We start from the raw sequence: 17,465 nt of genomic DNA, 5'->3' as shown, positions 1-17,465 counted from the left end.
TCAGGGTGGATCAGTTCAGGACGGATCAGTTCAGGACGGCCCGGGCAATGAGGTCGCGCTGGATCTCGTTCGATCCGGCATAGATGCTGGCCGCCCGGTCGTTGAGATAGCGCGGCACGGCGACCGCGAGCGCGGCGCAGGTCTGCCCATCGGGTAATGCCCATGCGGCCAGACCCTCGACCTCGCAGGCGAGCGTATCCTGTCGCTGCATCGCCTCGGTCCCCAGCACTTTCAGGACCGAGGCGTAGAGTGCCGGACTCCCGCCCTCCCCGCGCATGGCCTTCATTTCCAGCGCCTGTAGCGCGCGCAGCGACACCGCTTCGCGGACAAGGCGCGCATCAAGAACCGGCCCCAACCCCTCGCGGGCGCGCAGGGCTTCGAGCCGGCCGATGAGCGGCGGCGCATACTTGCCGCCGCGTTCGAAGGTGAGGAGATGCTTGGCGACCGTCCAGCCTGCGTTCTCATCGCCAAGGCGGTTGGCCTGCGGCACGCGGACATCGTCGAAGAAAACCTGGTTGAATTCGTGATCGCCCGCCAGCGTACGGATGGGCTTCACGCTGATGCCGGGACTCTCCATGTCGAGCAGGAGGAAAGTGATGCCGGCCTGCGGCTTGCCCTCGGTGGAGGTACGAGCAAGGCAGAACATGCGGTTGGCATGGTGGGCATGGGTCGTCCAGATCTTCGAGCCGTTGAGGACGTAGTCGGCCCCGTCGGCTTCCGCCCGCAACTGGAGCGAGGCAAGATCGGACCCGGCACCGGGTTCCGAAAAGCCCTGGCACCAGTAATCCTCGCCCGAGAGGATGCGCGGGAGGTAGAAGGCCTGCTGTTGCGGCGTCCCGTATTGCATGATGACCGGCGCGACCATCTTCAGGCCCATCGGCGCCAGCGAAGGCGCGCCCGCCGCCGCGCATTCCGCCGCGAAGACATAGCGCTGCATGTCGTCCCAGCCCGGACCACCGAAAGCCTCGGGCCAGTCCGGCGCGACCCAGCCCCGCTTGTGGAGGATCGCCTGCCATTTCAGCGACACGGCGGGCTCGATGAACACGCTGGTCGCGCGCGCCGCCGCCTCGCGCAGGTCCGGGGTCAGTTCCGCATCGAGGAAGGCGCGGACTTCGGCGCGGAAGGCAGCGGTGGCGGGATCGTCGGTCATGGTCATGCCCCCGATGGTGGCGCGATGCGCTGGCCGCCGAAAGCTGATGGATCCGTCAGGATGATCCGGCGCCGACATAGCCGAGCCCGGCGGCCAGCTGGATCGACTGCGCTCGCCCCGTCGCGCCAAGCTTTTCGGCGGCATTGCGCAAATGGAAACGGACGGTGGAATGCGAAAGATCAAGGATAATGCCGATCTCGCCATCTGTCTTGCCCGCCGCCGCCCAACGCAGGCACTGCACTTCGCGCCGGGTCAGCTTTTGCGGAACGCCGGCATTGCGCGGTCTTCCTCGCGCTTCGTTGTGCGTGGCAACGAGACGTAGCGCGAGCGCCTGGAAATGCTCCGCCTTCCCAGCAAAGACCTGCGCAACACCGATCGGCTCGCGCGAGCACCACACGACGGCGCCGACGATGCCCCGCGGAAGGTGGACCGGCGCGACAATGGCCTCGCCTCCGAACGACTTTGCCACGCCCGAACAATCCACGCCGCCCAGCAGTCCGCTTGGCCGCCAGGTGGCCAGCGTGCCCGCCGTGTAGAAGAACGGTTCGGCCACCAGCCGCGCTGCGGTGAGAAATGGCACGTGCAACGCCAGCTTGCGGTCGCGCCAGTATTCGTGGCCGGGATCAGTCCAACGGAACGTGGTTTCGGCATAGGGCCGGCCATCCTCGTCCGACATGGGTTCGGGATCGCCAAGATCGGCTTGCGCCGCGATGAAGGGCAGGCCGGCAGCATCGCCCGCCGCCTGAACCTCGGCGACGAGTGCGGGCATCAGCGCCCAGCATTGCCTGCTTTCCTCCGCCAATCCGTGTCCTTTCCCGCCTGCCCCGCAAAACCTGACGGGGATGACAGCTTGTTGGGGGCACCCGAAAGACGTCCTCTTTCAAGGCCCTGGCGCAAGGCTGGCACAAAGACCCGCCTGCGGACAAGGGCCCATGCAAGGGATGAGAGGATCGGACATGAAGGGACTTCGCACGGCATTCCTGATCGGCACGGCGCTATGTGCGGTGGCCGCTCGACCGGCGCTGGCTGACGAGGCGGAGCAGCCTCAGGCGTCGGCCACCCCCGGCCCCGAAGAGATCATCGTGACGGCGCAGCGTCGCGCGGAATCGCTGAACGATGTGGGCATGGCGATCCAGGCGGTCACCGCCGACACGCTCCAGGCACTGCGCGTCACCGACGTGCGCGACCTTACGACCGTCGCCCCGAGCTTTACCGTATCGCAAAGCTACCAGGGCGTGCCGACCTATACCCTGCGCGGCATCGGCTTCAACACGATCAACCTTTCGGCCACCTCCACCGTCGGCACCTATGTCGATGAAGTGGCCTATGCCTATCCGATCATGAACACCGGCCCCGTCATGGACCTCGAGCGGGTGGAAGTACTCAAAGGCCCTCAGGGCACGCTATACGGGCGCAACACAACGGCCGGCCTCATCAACTTCATTACCGCCAAACCGACCGACACGTTCGAAGGCGCGGTCAGCGCGGACGTCGGCAACTACCGCACATGGAACCTGGGCGGGCATGTCTCGGGCCCGCTGGGCGAAGGGATCGCCGCGCGCATCGCGGTACGGTCAGAACAGTCGGACAAGGGCTGGCAGGTGAGCAACACCCGGGGCGACCGCCTGGGCAAGATCGACAAGCTGGGCGTACGCGGCGCGGTCGCCATCGATCCTTCGGACAAGACGCACATCGACCTGTCGGTGTTCTGGTGGCGCAACCGTTCCGACACTGTGGCGGGGCAAGGCATCGGCTTCACCCCGGCAACCGATCCGGTAACCGGGACGAGCCTGTCGCACCTGTTCAACGCTCCCGGCCTTGCCGACTACATCGCCAACAATTTCCCGACCAGCGCGACCCAGGCCGACTGGGCGCCGGAGGCCAGCCGTTCCGCCGATGTCGGCACAGGCCTCGGCCTTGACGGACCCTTGCGCGAGAACAACCGCTTCTGGGGCCTGAAGCTGCGGTGGGACCAGTACATCGGCGACACGATGAAGTTCGTCAGCCTGACCAGCTACAACGATTTCAAGCGCGACGCTCTTTCCGACTGGAGCGGCGCGCCCTTCGAGGTCCTGCTCCAGAACACCGTCGGCCGGATCAAGAGCTTTGCGCAGGAAGTTCACCTCGAAGGCGAGACCGACAAGATGAACTGGCTGGTCGGCGGATACTATGCCAACGACCGGATCATCGATTCCAACCGAACGATGCTGGGCCAGAACGCCAATGTCGGGCTGATCCGCGCGGTTGGGTCTACCCTGCTGGGTACGCCGTTCAACTCGAACGGATACACCCTGACCGAAATGCTCCAGGCGTTCCGCAGTTACGAAGACTTCGGCCGCATTCGCACGCGGACATGGAGCCTGTTCGCCAATGCCGACTGGCAATTCACCGAACAGCTCAAGCTGACCGCAGGCGTCCGCTATACCGAGGACCGCCAGCGCTACAACGGCTGCTCGCGCGACTTCAACGGAAACATGCTGCCCAACGTGAACGTTGTGAACCGGGCGCTCTACTTCCAGTCCTATGGGGTGCTTGCCGCGCCGATCACCCAGGGGCAGTGCAACACCTTCGATCCGGACAGCGGGACCTTCGGCGAAGTCCGCTCGGTCCTTTCGGAGAACAACGTCGCCTGGCGCGTTGCGCTGGACTGGTCGCCCAATGACGACACGCTTCTCTACGGATCGGTCTCGCGCGGGTACAAGTCTGGCACGACGCCGATCAACGCGGCGAACCTTGCCCGCCAGAACGCCCCCGTCACGCAGGAAAAACTGACCGCCTATGAACTGGGCATCAAGGCCAGCCTTGCCGACCGCCGGGTACAGGCGAACCTTTCGGCCTTCTACTACGACTACCGCGACAAGCAGATCAGCACCTACTTTGCCGATCCGATCTACACCGCCCTTTCGCGACTGGACAACGTGCCCGATTCCGAGGCCTATGGCGTAGAGGCCGAACTTGTCGTGCGACCGGTGCAGGGCCTGACGATGACCGGCAACGCGCTGTGGCTCAAGACGCGGATCAACGGCTACAACGGCACCAATGCCGCCGGCGAGGCCCAGAACTTCGATGGCGCGGAATTCATCTACAGCCCGCACTTCCAGGGCAGCGCGACAATTGCCTACGATGCGCCGGTGGGCAGCGGCCTGAGCGCGACCGGGGCGGTGAGCCTGCGCTACCAGTCTGAGTCCAACACGATCTTCGAGGACCTCGCGCTCTACAAGATCAACTCCTATGCCACCGTCAATGCAAGCATCGGCTTGAAGAGCGAAAGCGGCTGGTCGGCTTCGATCTGGGCAAAGAACCTGTTCGACAAGTATTACTGGTCTGCCGTGGCCAGCAACGCCAACGTCGTCGTGCGTTTCCCCAACCCGCCGCGCACGTTCGGCGTGACGCTTGGCTACAACTTCTGATGGCTGGGACGGCGGCAATGGAAAGCAGTTATCTCGGCACGAGGATCGACTTCACCTCGCCGCCGGGGGAGCCTGCGCTGTTGCCGCCCGATTCCGTGCAGTGGCGTGTCTACAAGAACCAGATCGCCCTTGGCATCGGCGGGATCGCGGCGGTCCTGCTCGAATTTGCCGAGCCGCGCATCCGCAGCGGGGTGTGGGATCATTCCACCTACAAGGTGGACCCCATCGGCAGGTCGCGCCGCACCGGCCTTGTCGCGATGCTCGCCTGCTATGGCCCCGCCAGCACGGCGCGCGAGGTGATCGGCATGGTCAACCGGATGCATGGCAAGGTGGTGGGCGAAACCCCGGCGGGGGAAAAGTACCGCGCGCTCGACCCTGCTCTGCTGGACTGGGTGGCGGCGACCGCATCCTACGGCTTCCTCACCGCCTATGACCGTTTCGTCAGCCCGCTGAGCCAGGCCGAAAAGGACCGCTTCATGCGTGACAGCGAGGCCATCGGGCGAGAGTTCGGCGCGCGGCGCACGCCCGGCTCGATATCCGAGTTCATGGCGATGATGGACGAACTGGAGCCGCGCTTCGAACCACATCCCATCATCATCGAATTCCTTTCGATCATCGAATCCGGCCGCGCCGCGCCGAGCATTCCGAAATTCCTCCACCGCGCCGTGGCGCGCGCGGCGGTATCGCTGCTGCCGGACTGGCTGAAGGACCGGCTGGGCCTGCGCGAAGCCTACCGCCTCGGGACGCTGGACCGCATTGCGCTGAGGCTGGCCGGACGGTTGGCGGACCGGGCGAGCGTACCCGCGTCGGCGCCATGTGAGGCTTCGCGGCGGTTGGGCCTGCCGGGAGACTTCCTCTATCTCCCACGCGATCGGCAGGCCGCACTTCTGCGCCAAACGTCGCTTGTAACACGATGAAACTCAAAGGTTTACTGAAACCCTGGCGTCCTCCCACGGTTACCTTGCCATGGGCGCACACGCGTTGCGCCCCCGGCTGGAGTCCGTCATGGCAAACGAAGACACGCTCAACCTTTCAGACCTGCACACCGAACGTCCGAGCCTGAGGGACAAGCGCGCGATCGTCACCGGGGGGACGACCGGTATAGGGCGCGCCATCGCGGTGCTTCTTGCCAGCGAAGGCGTCCGCGTCTTTACCTGCGGGCGCGACGAGCAGCACCTTGCCGATGGCCTCGCGCGCATCAACGAGGTGGGCCAGGGCGATGGCGTGGCGGTCGACCTTGCGAGGCCCGAGGGCCTGCGGCGCTTCTTTTCCACCGCCGACGCCTGGTTGGGTGGAGCCCTCGACATCGCGGTGATCAATGCGGCAATTCCGGCAGAGACGCCGATGGACGTCGAGGAAGTGGAGCTGCGCTACCAGATCGAGACCGACCTCGTCTCATACGTGCTTTCCGCCCGGGAATCCGCAAGGCGGATGAGCGCAGGCGGGGATATCGTGATGATCGGATCGATGTCGGCGGTTTCGCGCGGCAGGGGCAGCTCGGTCTATGTTGCCGCCAAGTCCGGCGTACAGGGCTTCGCCGCCGCGTTCCGGCAGGAGATGGCGGAAAAGGACATCAAGGTGGGCCTGATCGAACCCGGCTTTACCGGCGCCGACTTCCAGTATCCTGAATTTCCGCCGGAAAGGCAGCGCGAACAGATCAACGCCGACAAGATGCTGCGTGCCGAAGACATCGCCGTTGCCACGCACTTCATGCTCACCCAACCACGCCGTACCGCAGTCTCGCTGATGCGCGTCGAAACCCGGCTCAAGCACGAATAGAAACCAGCCGGTCGGACTGCCATTGCAGCGCAGGGCTGGATAAACCCGAGCCAGCGCTTCTATCATGGCATGATGAACGACGAGCAGGCACGCGGCATTGTGGAGAACGTATTCCGGGCGGCGCTCGACGCGGCCATGGCAGGGCCCGCCGTGCTGCGCCATCTGCCGGAAAAACCGCAAGGACGGTGCATCGTCGTGGGGGCGGGGAAGGCGAGTGCCGCCATGGCCGCGGCAGTTGACGCCGCCTGGCCCGACGTGGCGCTCACCGGCGTGATCGCGACGCGGTACGGCCACGCAGTGGAAGCAGGGAGGATTGCGGTCTTCGAGGCGGGTCATCCCGTGCCGGATGAAAACTCCGTTCGCGCGGCCCGGAGAATGCTGGAAGCGGTACGCGGGCTAGGCCCCGACGATCTCGTGCTTGCACTTGTATCGGGTGGCGGATCAGCCTCGCTCGCGCTTCCGATGGACGGAATGGATCTTGCCGGGAAGCAGGCGGTGACGCGCGCGTTGCTCAACAGTGGCGCTCCGATCGGCGAGATCAACACCGTTCGGCGCCATCTCTCCGGCATCAAGGGCGGGCGGCTGGCAGCGGCTGCCCGTCCTGCCCGGGTCGTGACGCTGCTCATAAGCGACGTGCCAGGCGACGATCCCGCAGCAATCGCCTCCGGCCCGACGCTGGCCGACAGTTCCACCCCTGCGGATGCCGTCGCCATACTGGAACGCCACGGCATTCCGGTACCCCAGGCACTGCGCAACGCGAGGCCTGCCCCTTCCCCTGCCGACAATGGCGAATGCCACCTTGTCGCGACACCGTCGCGCGCGCTCGACGCAGCAGCAGCGCGAGGGCGGGCACTTGGCTGCGATGTGGTGAACCTGGGCGATGCGCTGGAGGGAGAAGCGGCGGACCTGGGCCGCGAACTCGCGCGTGACGCGCTTGAGCGCGGGCGTAGCGCTGCCGGGCCGCTATTGCTGTTGTCGGGCGGTGAGACGACCGTCACGATCGGCCCTGAAGGCGCCGGCGAAGGCGGACGCAACTGCGAGTTCCTGCTCTCGCTCGCTGTTGCGTTCGACGGGGCCTCCGGTGTCTTCGCCCTTGCGGCAGACACGGACGGGATCGACGGGACCAGCGATGCCGCCGGCGCCTTCGTCACCCCATCCACGCTCGCTCGCGCGCAGGCGCTCGGCCTCGACCCGGTTGCCGCGCTGGCCCGCCACGACAGCTACACGCTCTTTGCCGCACTGGGCGATCTCGTCGTCACCGGCCCCACCCATACCAACGTCAACGACTTTCGCGCCGTTCTGGTTGGCTGAGGGCGCTAGCCGAAACGGAAGCTCGTGACCGCGATGCCGCCGAAGAAATCGGGCTGGTGAAACTGGACGGTGCAGGCGTCTTCCCCGGCAGACCCGGCGACGACCATCAGCGGCACAAGGTGTTCCGGCCGGGGATGGGCCTGGTGCGCGGCAGGTGCCTGTTCCCATTGCGCAAGCGCCGCTTCTCGCTCGGCCTGGCCGACGCCGACAAGGCTGTCGCGCAACCATTGATCGAACCGCGCAGACGGCACCGCCCCCGCCGGCCCAAGCGCGCGCAAGTTATGGTAGGAGAGCCCTGAGCCGATCACCAGCACGCCCTCGTCGCGTAACGGCGCGAGCAGGCGGCCCATCGCGATGTGCCTGCGCGCATCGAAGTCTGCCAGCACCGAAAGCTGCACCACCGGCAGGTCTGCCTCGGGGCGGATCGGCTGCATGAGGGAAAAGGTACCGTGGTCGAAACCCCGCCCAGCATCTTCCTCCGCCGCGAACCCGCCTTCGCGCAGGAGCGCCACCGTCCTTGCGGCCAGTTCAGGGTTGCCCGGCGCGGCATAGCGGATGTGGTAGGTATGCTCCGGAAAGCCGTAGTAATCGTAGAGCATCGGCGGATTGGGATGGGACGAGACGCGCGGCTCCGCCTCTTCCCAATGCGAGGAGACGACGAGAACCGCCTTCGGCATCTGTCCCAGCGACGGCAGGAGACCGTTGAGCGAGGCCTCGAGCTGATCGTAGCCCTGCCGCATCGGGCCATCCATCCACGGCCAGGGTCCGCCGCCGTGGTTGAGGAAGAATGTGGGCACTCGGCTCACGCTGGGGTCTCCTGTCATGTCAGACCTACAGATGGGAACTGCCTTGCCCGGCCGCTAGAGCTTCACCACCCGCATCGTCGGCACGACGTTCTGCGTGGCGTTGATCCAGCGCCACAGGCCCGTGCCCGAAAGATGTCCGGCAATATCGACCCAGTTCCCGAAGCCCGGGTTCTTCTCCGCGCAGACCAGCACGACGCTTCCGTCCGGCTCGTAAGTCACCATCGAGTTGTTCACCCAGACCTTCTGATGCACGTGATCGAGCGATTCCATCCACCAATTGTCGATCTGCAGGTTCCACATGCGGCATTCGGGAACCGGGGTCTCGATCACGAGCGCTTCGCCAGGCTGGAGATCGTAGTAGAAGTGCCCGTACCAGATGTTCGGGTCGCCCCCCGCCTTCTGGAATACCGACTGATCGGCATCGAAGAACCGGTTGGGCGTCGCCTTGAACCATTCGGACCAGGTGGCAAAGGTATTTGCCGTGCCCTTGGTCCACGCCGCCGCCGCCAGAAGCTGGCGCTCGATGTCATCGGGCGTCAGCAGTGCCGGCACTGCGGGCCCGGACCCGATCCGCTCGACAAATATGTCCGCGGGAACCTGCGTCTTCTTGTCGTCGAAGGTCTGGCGCACGATCAGCAGCGAAGTATCGTCCGCCATCGGAAGCCAGTTGCCGGGCTTCTTCTCGCGACTGACGATGATCTCGAAACTGCCGTCGGCCTCGAACGCCATGTCGGCGAACTCGATTTCGCCGGTCGAAGCCATGGTGCCGTCGATGGCGTAGCGGTTTGCCTTGGACCCGATAGAGAAATACGGCACGGAATTTCGGCGTCCGGTGATCCGGTACTCCCGGTCGGGCCGCACCACGCACTGCTGGTAGATGTTGTCGGGATTGTCGGCGCCGATCTTGATCTTGTCGTCGCACAACATGAACAGACGCGGGAAATCCGGGTCGGCGCTATCGACCAGCATGTTCAGCGCCGTGCGTGCAAGGCGGCTGAGGTAACGCAGCCCCTCGGCCTGGTCGAGCGCGGTCGTCGGGCTCGAAGGGCGAGCGAGGACGTCCCCCGCCTCCGCCAGTTCAGCGCAGAACCTGCGCCAGACGTGCTGCAGGTTGCCGACATCGGCGCGGGGATCGTTCATCGGTATGCTCCTGAATGTCAGCCTGCGAGTTGCCCGCCATCGATGGAAAACAGCGCGCCGGTGATCTTGCGCGCCCGCTCGCTCGCCAGGAACGCGAAGAGTTCGGCGATGTCCTCAGGCTCGCACGAGCCATCGAGCAGCTTGGGCGCGTTGCGCATGACCAGCGCCCAGTCGACATTTTCGGGCACGGCGGTCTGTTGGGTCATCGGCGTCTTGACGTCACCCGGACAGATGGCGTTCACTCGCACACCGCGCGACGCGAACTCGACGGCCAGGCTCTTGGTCATGCCGGCCACTGCGTGCTTCGACGCAACATAGGCCACCGTATAGGCAATGCCCTGGAGCGCCGCCGCCGAAGCGGTGTTCACGATGTTGCCCTTGCTTTCCACAAGGTGCGGCAGCGCCGCCTGGCACAGCGTGAACACGCTATGGGTATTGACCCGCATCACCAGGTCGAAATCCTCGAGCGAAAAGTCCTCGCTCCGCCCCCACTTGAGCACACCCGAAATGTTGCAGAGAACATCGAGGCCATTGCGTGCGCCCACTTCGACAAGCTTGCGACAGGAAGCGTTGTCCACGGCGTCGAAGGGCTGGATCACCGGCGCCGATGCCATCATCGCCGCCGTTTCCTCAAGCCCCGCGACATTCTTGTCACCGATGGTGACCCGCGCGCCTTCAGCGGCGAAGCGGATCGCGGTGGCGCGGCCGATCCCGGAAGCCGCGCCGGTAACGATGACATTCTTGCCTTCAAACAACATCCTGATCTCCCGGGTCTATTCTTATGATTGAGGGGTTGCCCCCGGCGTCAGAACTTGACGCCGAGAGTAAGCCCGTAGGTGCGCGGATCGGGGAAGTAGCCGACGGTCAGCCCGCCGAAGCTGGGACCGAAGTCGATGAAGTTCGAAGGATTATCTTCCTTCGTCAGGTTCTTAACCCACAGCGCGAATTCCGCCTTGGCACCGCCCAGCGGCACTTCCGCCACGCTTGCGCGCAGATTGACGATGGTGCGGCCCTTGGACTTGGTGTTGTTGGCGTTCTGCGCCGAAGCGTTCGGCGTCACCAGGGCATATGGGAAGGTGTAGTAGCTGGAGACGTAGTTCACATCGCCATTGATGTTGAACCTGCCCCAGTCGCCCTGCGCCACGCGAACGTCCGCGCCCATCGAGGCAGTCGTCTTGGGCGTGTGCGGGAACGCGCGGTTCTTCGAAACGTCGGTGTCGACCCCATCAACCGCGTCGATGTAGCTCTTGTACTTCGGGTCGAGGAACGCGAGCGAACCGTTGATCGTCACTGCATCGACCGGGCGGATCACCGTCTCGATCTCAAGCCCGCGGATGCGTGCCTTGGCCGCGTTCTTGACGATCGAGGCAGCACCGGCACCGGCAGTGAACACCGAAAGCTGGATGTCCTTGTGCTCGTCCCAGAAGCCGGCGACGTTGAAGATCACCTTGCCGTCGGCAAGACGGGTCTTCACGCCCACTTCATAGCTGTCGACCGTTTCCGGACGATAGGGATTGCACAGTTCAACCGCGCCCGTCGGGCAGGCTGCGGTAGGCGCACGGAAGTCGCTCGTCTCGCCGTTGAAGCCGCCCGACTTGAAACCCTGTGCGAAGCGCGCATAGAGATTGATGTTCGGGTTCGCCTGGTAGGCCAGCGTGATCGCCGGGTTGAAGCGGTTGTACTTCGCGTCCGGCACGCCGCCATAAGGAATGTCGGCCACGACCAGCGGCGAGAAAATCTCGTTCGCCGCATCGTAGTTGATGCGGAAGTAGCGGCGGATGTCCTTCTTCTCGTGGGTATAGCGCCCGCCGAGCGTCAGCTTGAGCGCTTCGGTGATGTCGTAGTCGAGCTGCGCGAAAACAGCGAGAGCCTCGGTGTGCGAGCCATAGTCCGACTGATAGGAAGCGCCGCCGCCAAAGAAGCTTTGCGGCCCGAGCGTTTCGGCCTTTTCCTTGTAATAGAACACGCCGGCCACGTACTTCAGGCGGTCACCCAGAGCTTCGCCGGAAGCCTGGAGTTCCTGGCTCCAGCTGTGGAAGCGAGTATCGCGCTGGGTCAACGCGACCGGCAGCGGCGAACCGTCAAGATCGAGCGAGTCCTTCCAGCGCGTGTTGCGATAGGCCGTGATCGACTTGATCGTGGCCGCGCCGACGTCCAGCGTCAGGGTCAGCGCATGCCCATAAGTGCGCGACTTCTCGTAGAGCGGATCGGCGTCGAGCGAAGCGCTCGATTGGCGGTCGGTCCGGTCATAGAGATTGAGCGGGAAGAACGCGCCGCCGTACGGATAGCCGGCCGAGTTCGGATCGAAGATGTCCTCGGGGCGTCCATTGCGGTTGACGTGCACGAGCTGCGCGTAGTCCGGCCGCTGGTCGAACTTCGAGTAGTCGTACATGTAGTCGGCGGTGAAGTTGCTGCCTTCAGGCTTGAAGCGCAGCTGCGCCATGCCGCTCTTGCCGTCGAGGTCATTGGTCCGGCCGGTGCGCGCGGGGCCTGCGAGAAAAGCTTCCGGATAGGGGTTCGGCGTCAGCTTGATGAAGCCGTCGCGCTTCTGGATCTGGCCTGAAAGCTTGAGCGAGAAGGGCCCGAACGCCGGAAGGTCGAGCACGGCACGGCCCTTCCAGTAATCGTAGTTGCCATAGCTGACCTCACCCTTGAAGCCCAGTTCGCCGCTCGGCATCTTGGGCACCAGATTGACCGCGCCTGCCAGCGCATTGCGGCCATAGAGCGTGCCCTGCGGGCCGCGCAGGATTTCGACGCGCTCGAGGTCGGCAACGTCGAAGATCGAACCCTGCGCCTTCGCGATGTAGACGCCGTTCAGGTAGAGGCCGACAGCCGGCTCCCAGGTGATCGCCGGGTTGATCGTCACCGATCCGCGAATTGCGATCTGCGAAATGGTCTTGTTCGAAGGCGCGCGCTCGAACTTCACGTTCGGGGCGACCGAGCCAAGGCTGTCGATCGAGGTGATGCCGCGCGTCTCGAGGAACTGGCTGCCGACGGCCGAGATGGCGATCGGCACGTTCTGAATGTTTTCCGAACGCTTCTGCGCCGTGACGACGATTTCACCGATGCCGGGGCCGGCGTCAGCAGCCGAATCCTGGGCGTCCGCCGACTGGGGCGCTTCCTGCGCAAAAGCTGGCGCCGAAATGGCGGCGAGCGTGCTCAGTGCCGTAGCGGCAAGCAGGTTCCTCACGATGTCCCTCTCCTGAAAGTTTGCAATGCGATTTGCGCATTCGCGCAGATGTTCGTGGCGCAAACATTATTATTTTCCACTTAACTTGGCAAGGGGTTAGTCCAATCCGCAGATTTTTCGCACTTTTGATACGCATTCATCGGAACTGCAATGGATTGCCTCGGTCGCCGTCAGGCCAAGGGGGCAAGGCCCGTCAGGATCATCCGGACGAGATCCGCCTGCCCGGTAGCGCCGGTCTTGGCGTAAATGCGCTTGGAATAGTTGCGCGCGGTCTCGGCGGTGAGCCCGAGGGCCATGCCTGCCTCGACCAGAGGTTCGCCCCTGGAAAGCGCGATGGCCAGTTCCGCCTCGCGCAGGGACAGACCGTGGACCGCCTGGAGAACGGCAGCGCCCGCAGCCTCGTTCTCGCGACGGTCAACGCGGAGGGTGCCCACGACTTCGGGGCGGGCGTCGGGCTCGGTTAGGCGCAGGTCCGAGCGTCGCAGGACGATGTCGATGCCGCGCCGCGCATCCAGCGACATGACGCGCAAATCCCCGACGCCCGACGCGATCTCCGCGCAGGCCCGTTCAAGCATGCGGGCAGTGGCTGGGACCAGTTGCAGGCGGCGGCCCGCGACCGGCTCCGGCTCCACGGCAAACGAAAGCAGCGCCTCTGCGCCTGGATCTGCCGCCATCACTCGCCCGGCGGCATCGAGCGCCACCTGCCCGATGCCGAGACGCGCCAGCGCCGATTGCGCCAGTGCCGCCTGCAACCTGCTGCCCACGAGCGCCACCAGCGTCCGCAGTGCCGATGCAAGGTGCGGCGCGACGGCCGATAACGTCGCGACAGCGCTGGCCGTAAAGTCCTCGCGCTGGCGCACCAGTACAAGCCAGGCGTCCGCCGCCCCGCCCGCCCTGACGCGCAGCCAGCGGCCATAGCGGATATCCATGTCCGCCAGCGCCGCCTTCTGCCGTTCGAGCTGCGCCGGATTATCGAAGTCGAGCATCTCGTCGAGCGCGTAGACGCGCTCCGGGCGCAGGGCGCCATAGGGATGCAGGCGCAATTCATGCAGGCGGACGAAGTCCAGCGGCGGCTCCTGTGCGGCGCGCGGCGCGGTGACATGGATCACCGCCGGTTCCTGCCCCGGTGCGGCATTGGCGAGCTGCACCAGCATGAACGCACGGCGCGCGCCGGTGAGCGCAACGAGATTGCGCATGAACAGGCCGAACGGGGGCGTCTCATGGATACCCTCGATAAGGGACAGGTGCAGCGCGCGCTGGTCGATGGCCGAGATTGTCACGCCCGATGCTCCCATGTGGGAGAAGCGTGGTCAAGCCACGAGGCGGTTACCCGGTCAGGCAGGCGTCCCGGCATGAACCGCGGCGACTTCGTCCAGCACCATGCGAGCGTGTTCCGGGCGGCAGATCAGCAGGTCGGGCATGTATGTTTCGGCCTGGTTGTAAACCAGCGGACTGCCATCGATCCGCGAACAGTGCAGCCCGTGAGCCAGTGCGACGGCGACCGGCGCACAGGAATCCCATTCGAACTGACCGCCCGAGTGCAGGTAGATATCCGCCTCGCCAAGGATCACCGCCATGGCCTTCGCACCCGCGCTACCCATGGGCACCAGTTCAGCGCCGATCTTTTCGGCGATGGTCACGGCCTCGTGCGCGGGCCGGGTACGGCTTACGACCATGCGCAGCGTCTCGGGTGCGGGAGGAACGACCTGTGGCCTGTCCGTGCGCAGCACCACACCCGCGCCCGGCAACGCAACGGCGCCGACCGTCGCCACGCCATCGATGGCAAGCCCCACGTGCACCGCCCAGTCGGTCCGCGCCTCGCCATATTCGCGGGTCCCGTCCACCGGGTCGACGATCCACGTGCGCGAGAATTGCAGGCGGTCGAGGTTGTCCTTCTCCTCCTCGGAAAGCAGTCCGTCATCCGGCCGCTGTTCGCGCAGGGCATGGACCAGGAACTGGTTCGCTGTCGCATCGCCCGCCTTGCCGAGCTGCTTGAGGCTGAGCATCCCGCTTTCGCGCACGGTCAGCAGCAGCTTGCCTGCATATTCGGCGAGATGGGCGGCGAGTTCTGCGTCGTTCATGTTGGTTCCTTGTGTCCACGTCGCGGCCGGGCGTCCCTGAGGCCGGTCGCGACGCCCCTCTTCCCTAGCGGGCGTCTGCTCGCCCGACCAGATGCCGCGCGCGAATCGCCGCGAAACTTCCCAGATGGGAGCACTGCATTCGTCCACACAAAAAAGCGGGCCGATGACACATTCCGCAAATGAAAAGCCCGGCTCCATATGGAACCGGGCTCCCCTTTCTGCCTCCGCGAACCCTCCCCGGTCAGCGGCGCTGAACTCTGGCCGTCAGGGACCGACCGGCAGCATGACCGGCGCGAATGTCGAAAGCAGGCCCGCGTCGAGAACCTGCGCCTGGCCGGTGATGAAGCCGGCAGCGGGGCTCGACAGCCACAGCGCCACTTCGGCCACATGCTGCGCCCGGCCCATTCCGCGCGCAGGCACGCGCGGCAGATCCGCGGCCGGGACGATGGCAACGTCGGGCGCGCCGATCAGCGGCGTTTCCACGCCGCCGGGGCAGAGCGCGTTGATCCGCGCGCCGCGCGCAGCAAATGCATCGACGCAGGATTTCACCAGGCCGACCACGCCGTGCTTGGCCGCGCTGTAAGCCGGGTTTGCCGGATGCCCCACGATGCCCGCCGCCGAAGCGGTGACCACCACGGCGCCACCTGTCGCAATCACGGCCTGCACCGCCTTGATGCCGTTGAACGCGCCCTTGAGGTTGATCGCGACGAGGCGGTCGAACAGCGCTTCGTCCACCGTGTCGAGCCCTTCCGCGGCGCCGTAGAAGCCGGCGTTGAGGAATGCCACGTCAAGCTGGCCTGCGTTGGCCATGACCGCGTCGACCATCGCCTGGTTGCTGGCATAGCTCGCGACATCGACCTGCACCGCGCTCGCGCCCTTGCCGATGCCTGCCGCGACTGCTTCGGCGCCGGCAAGGTTGAGGTCCGCGCAGAAAACCCTGGCGCCTTCCTCTGCAAAGCGGATCGCGGCGGCCCGGCCGATGCCCGATGCCGCTCCGGTCACCAGTGCGACCTTGCCTTCGAATGTCCCGGCCATCCTTGTTCTCCCTTGTCTCTTATCCGGCCCGCAGTTCGGTCTTCAGCACCTTGCCCGACGCGTTGCGGGGCAGGTCATCGACCAGCACAAAGCTGCGCGGCACCTTGTAGTTCGCCATGTTCTCGCGCGACCAGGCGACAAGTTCGGCCTCGGTCGCACTCGCGCCGGGCCGCAGGACCACGAAGGCGCGCCCCACCTCGCCCAGTCGCTCGTCCGGAACGCCGACGACCGCAGCCATTCCGATGGCCGGATGCTCGGCCAGCAGCTTTTCGACTTCCGCCGGGTACACATTGAACCCGCCCGAGATGTAGAGATCCTTCATCCGGTCGGTGATGCGCACATAACCGCGCTCGTCCATCGTGCCGACGTCGCCCGTGTGCAACCAGCCTGCTGCGTCGATCGCCTCGGCAGTGGCTTCCGGGTTGTCGAGATAACCGAGCATGACGCCCTGCCCCCGCACCAGAACCTCTCCCGCCTCGCCCCTTGGCAGTTCGTTCCCGTTCTCGTCGGCGATGCGCACCTCGTTGCCCGGAAACGCCTTGCCACAGGTCCGTGCAATGGTCTCGGCATCGTCACCGGGCACGCACGTCGTGATGTTGACGCATTCGGTCATGCCATAGGCGGTGATGAGGTCCACCATGCCCAGGTCGTTGCGGATGCGCTCCACCAGTGCGGGCGGCACTGTCGCCGCGCCGGTCGTTCCTCCCCGCAGCGAGGAACAGTCCCACTTGCGCTTGTCGAGTTCGGCCAGCAGCATCTGGAAGATCGTCGGCGGACCGGGCATGAACGTGATGCGCTCGCGCTCGATCAGATCAATCGCCTGACCCACGTCGAATTGCAGCATGGGCACTGCCACGGCACCGGCGAGGATGCACGCGACCCAGCCCACCTTCATCCCGAAGGAATGGAAGAAAGGGTTGGCAATCAGGTAACGGTCGCCCTCGGTCAGGCGGGTGTTCGCGCACCACACCGCCGCCTGAGGCAGGACGCGGCCATAAGTCATCAACACGCCCTTGGGGCTGCCTGTCGTGCCGCTGGTGAACAGGATGTCCGACACGGTATCGGCATCGATCTGCGCCATCGCCGCATCGACCGCCGGATCGCCCGCCCCCCTGCCGTCACGCATGAAAGCGTCGAATTCCCGGTCAAGCAGGACTGTTCCTTCAAGCGCCGGCAGATCCTCGTCCACGATCAGCGCGCGATAGTCGATGCCGAGAAAGCCCTCGACCGTGAACAGAAGCCGCGCATTGGTGCGCCGCAAGATGTCGCCCGCCTCGCGGCCCTTGAGCCGCGTGTTGAGCGTCACCACCGCCGCCCCGCACGCCATGGTCGCGATCGCCGCAACGATCCACTCGCGCGAGTTCGGCGCCCAGATCGCCACGCGATCTCCGGCCTTTATGCCCCGCGCGATCAGCGCCGAAGCCGCCGCGCGGCTGCGCTGCCACAGCTCGGCAAAGCTCCAGACTTCGCCGTTTTCGAGCACGGAAGGTGCATCGGGCCAGGTGGCCGCCGCCGCCTGCGCGGCATGGGGTATGGTGGCGGGCAGCGGATCGAGCATCGGGC

Annotated in this window: 14 protein-coding genes; 4 read left to right on the top strand and 10 right to left on the bottom strand. The window is 65.4% G+C overall.

What is annotated here, in order from left to right:
- Window positions 1-25 precede the first annotated feature (25 nt).
- Entirely contained in the window at window positions 26-1,150 is a 1,125-nt protein-coding gene (locus SARO_RS19775; protein ID WP_011907021.1) for an acyl-CoA dehydrogenase family protein, read from the bottom strand.
- 55 nt (window positions 1,151-1,205) lie between these two features.
- Complete coding sequence (locus tag SARO_RS21635) at window positions 1,206-1,919, bottom strand: helix-turn-helix transcriptional regulator (RefSeq protein ID WP_049759564.1); 714 nt, start codon at window positions 1,917-1,919, stop codon at window positions 1,206-1,208.
- A 187-nt stretch (window positions 1,920-2,106) separates the two neighbouring features.
- Between SARO_RS21635 and SARO_RS19765 the strand changes: the two genes are divergently transcribed.
- The 4 genes from SARO_RS19765 (at window position 2,107) to SARO_RS19750 (ending at window position 7,650) form a co-directional block, all read left to right on the top strand.
- A complete protein-coding gene (locus tag SARO_RS19765) occupies window positions 2,107-4,560 on the top strand; it encodes a TonB-dependent receptor (protein ID WP_041551670.1) in 2,454 nt (817 codons plus the stop codon).
- A 17-nt stretch (window positions 4,561-4,577) separates the two neighbouring features.
- Entirely contained in the window at window positions 4,578-5,477 is a 900-nt protein-coding gene (locus tag SARO_RS19760) for an oxygenase MpaB family protein (protein ID WP_011907018.1), read from the top strand.
- A gap of 88 nt (window positions 5,478-5,565) precedes the next feature.
- Entirely contained in the window at window positions 5,566-6,339 is a 774-nt protein-coding gene (locus SARO_RS19755; RefSeq protein WP_011907017.1) for an SDR family oxidoreductase, read from the top strand.
- A gap of 72 nt (window positions 6,340-6,411) precedes the next feature.
- Window positions 6,412-7,650 carry a glycerate kinase type-2 family protein gene (locus SARO_RS19750; RefSeq protein WP_041551791.1) on the top strand — a complete coding sequence of 413 codons (1,239 nt, stop codon included), beginning with the start codon at window positions 6,412-6,414 and terminating at the stop codon, window positions 7,648-7,650.
- Between the two features lie 5 nt (window positions 7,651-7,655).
- Here SARO_RS19750 and SARO_RS19745 read toward each other — a convergent pair whose 3' ends face one another.
- The 8 genes from SARO_RS19745 to SARO_RS19710 form a co-directional block, all read right to left on the bottom strand.
- Window positions 7,656-8,474, bottom strand: coding sequence for a DODA-type extradiol aromatic ring-opening family dioxygenase (locus SARO_RS19745; RefSeq protein ID WP_011907015.1), 819 nt, complete (start codon window positions 8,472-8,474; stop codon window positions 7,656-7,658).
- Between the two features lie 36 nt (window positions 8,475-8,510).
- Window positions 8,511-9,596 carry a DUF1214 domain-containing protein gene (locus SARO_RS19740; protein WP_011907014.1) on the bottom strand — a complete coding sequence of 362 codons (1,086 nt, stop codon included), beginning with the start codon at window positions 9,594-9,596 and terminating at the stop codon, window positions 8,511-8,513.
- 17 nt (window positions 9,597-9,613) lie between these two features.
- On the bottom strand, window positions 9,614-10,354 hold the full coding sequence (locus SARO_RS19735) for an SDR family NAD(P)-dependent oxidoreductase (RefSeq protein ID WP_011907013.1): 741 nt from the start codon (window positions 10,352-10,354) through the stop codon (window positions 9,614-9,616).
- A gap of 47 nt (window positions 10,355-10,401) precedes the next feature.
- Window positions 10,402-12,786, bottom strand: a complete 2,385-nt coding sequence (locus tag SARO_RS19730; RefSeq protein WP_011907012.1) for a TonB-dependent receptor — start codon at window positions 12,784-12,786, stop codon at window positions 10,402-10,404.
- A 170-nt stretch (window positions 12,787-12,956) separates the two neighbouring features.
- Window positions 12,957-14,066, bottom strand: coding sequence for a helix-turn-helix transcriptional regulator (locus SARO_RS19725; protein WP_011907011.1), 1,110 nt, complete (start codon window positions 14,064-14,066; stop codon window positions 12,957-12,959).
- A 54-nt stretch (window positions 14,067-14,120) separates the two neighbouring features.
- A complete protein-coding gene (locus SARO_RS19720) occupies window positions 14,121-14,867 on the bottom strand; it encodes a 3'(2'),5'-bisphosphate nucleotidase CysQ (protein WP_011907010.1) in 747 nt (248 codons plus the stop codon).
- 264 nt (window positions 14,868-15,131) lie between these two features.
- Window positions 15,132-15,902: an SDR family NAD(P)-dependent oxidoreductase gene (locus SARO_RS19715; protein WP_011907009.1), complete on the bottom strand. Its 771-nt coding sequence runs from the start codon at window positions 15,900-15,902 to the stop codon at window positions 15,132-15,134.
- 19 nt (window positions 15,903-15,921) lie between these two features.
- Window positions 15,922-17,460, bottom strand: coding sequence for a FadD3 family acyl-CoA ligase (locus SARO_RS19710; protein ID WP_011907008.1), 1,539 nt, complete (start codon window positions 17,458-17,460; stop codon window positions 15,922-15,924).
- Window positions 17,461-17,465: the final 5 nt, after the last annotated feature.

Source organism: Novosphingobium aromaticivorans DSM 12444 (assembly GCF_000013325.1).
Taxonomy (GTDB): Bacteria; Pseudomonadota; Alphaproteobacteria; order Sphingomonadales; family Sphingomonadaceae; genus Novosphingobium; species Novosphingobium aromaticivorans.
This window is presented reverse-complemented; position numbering and strand designations above follow the sequence as displayed.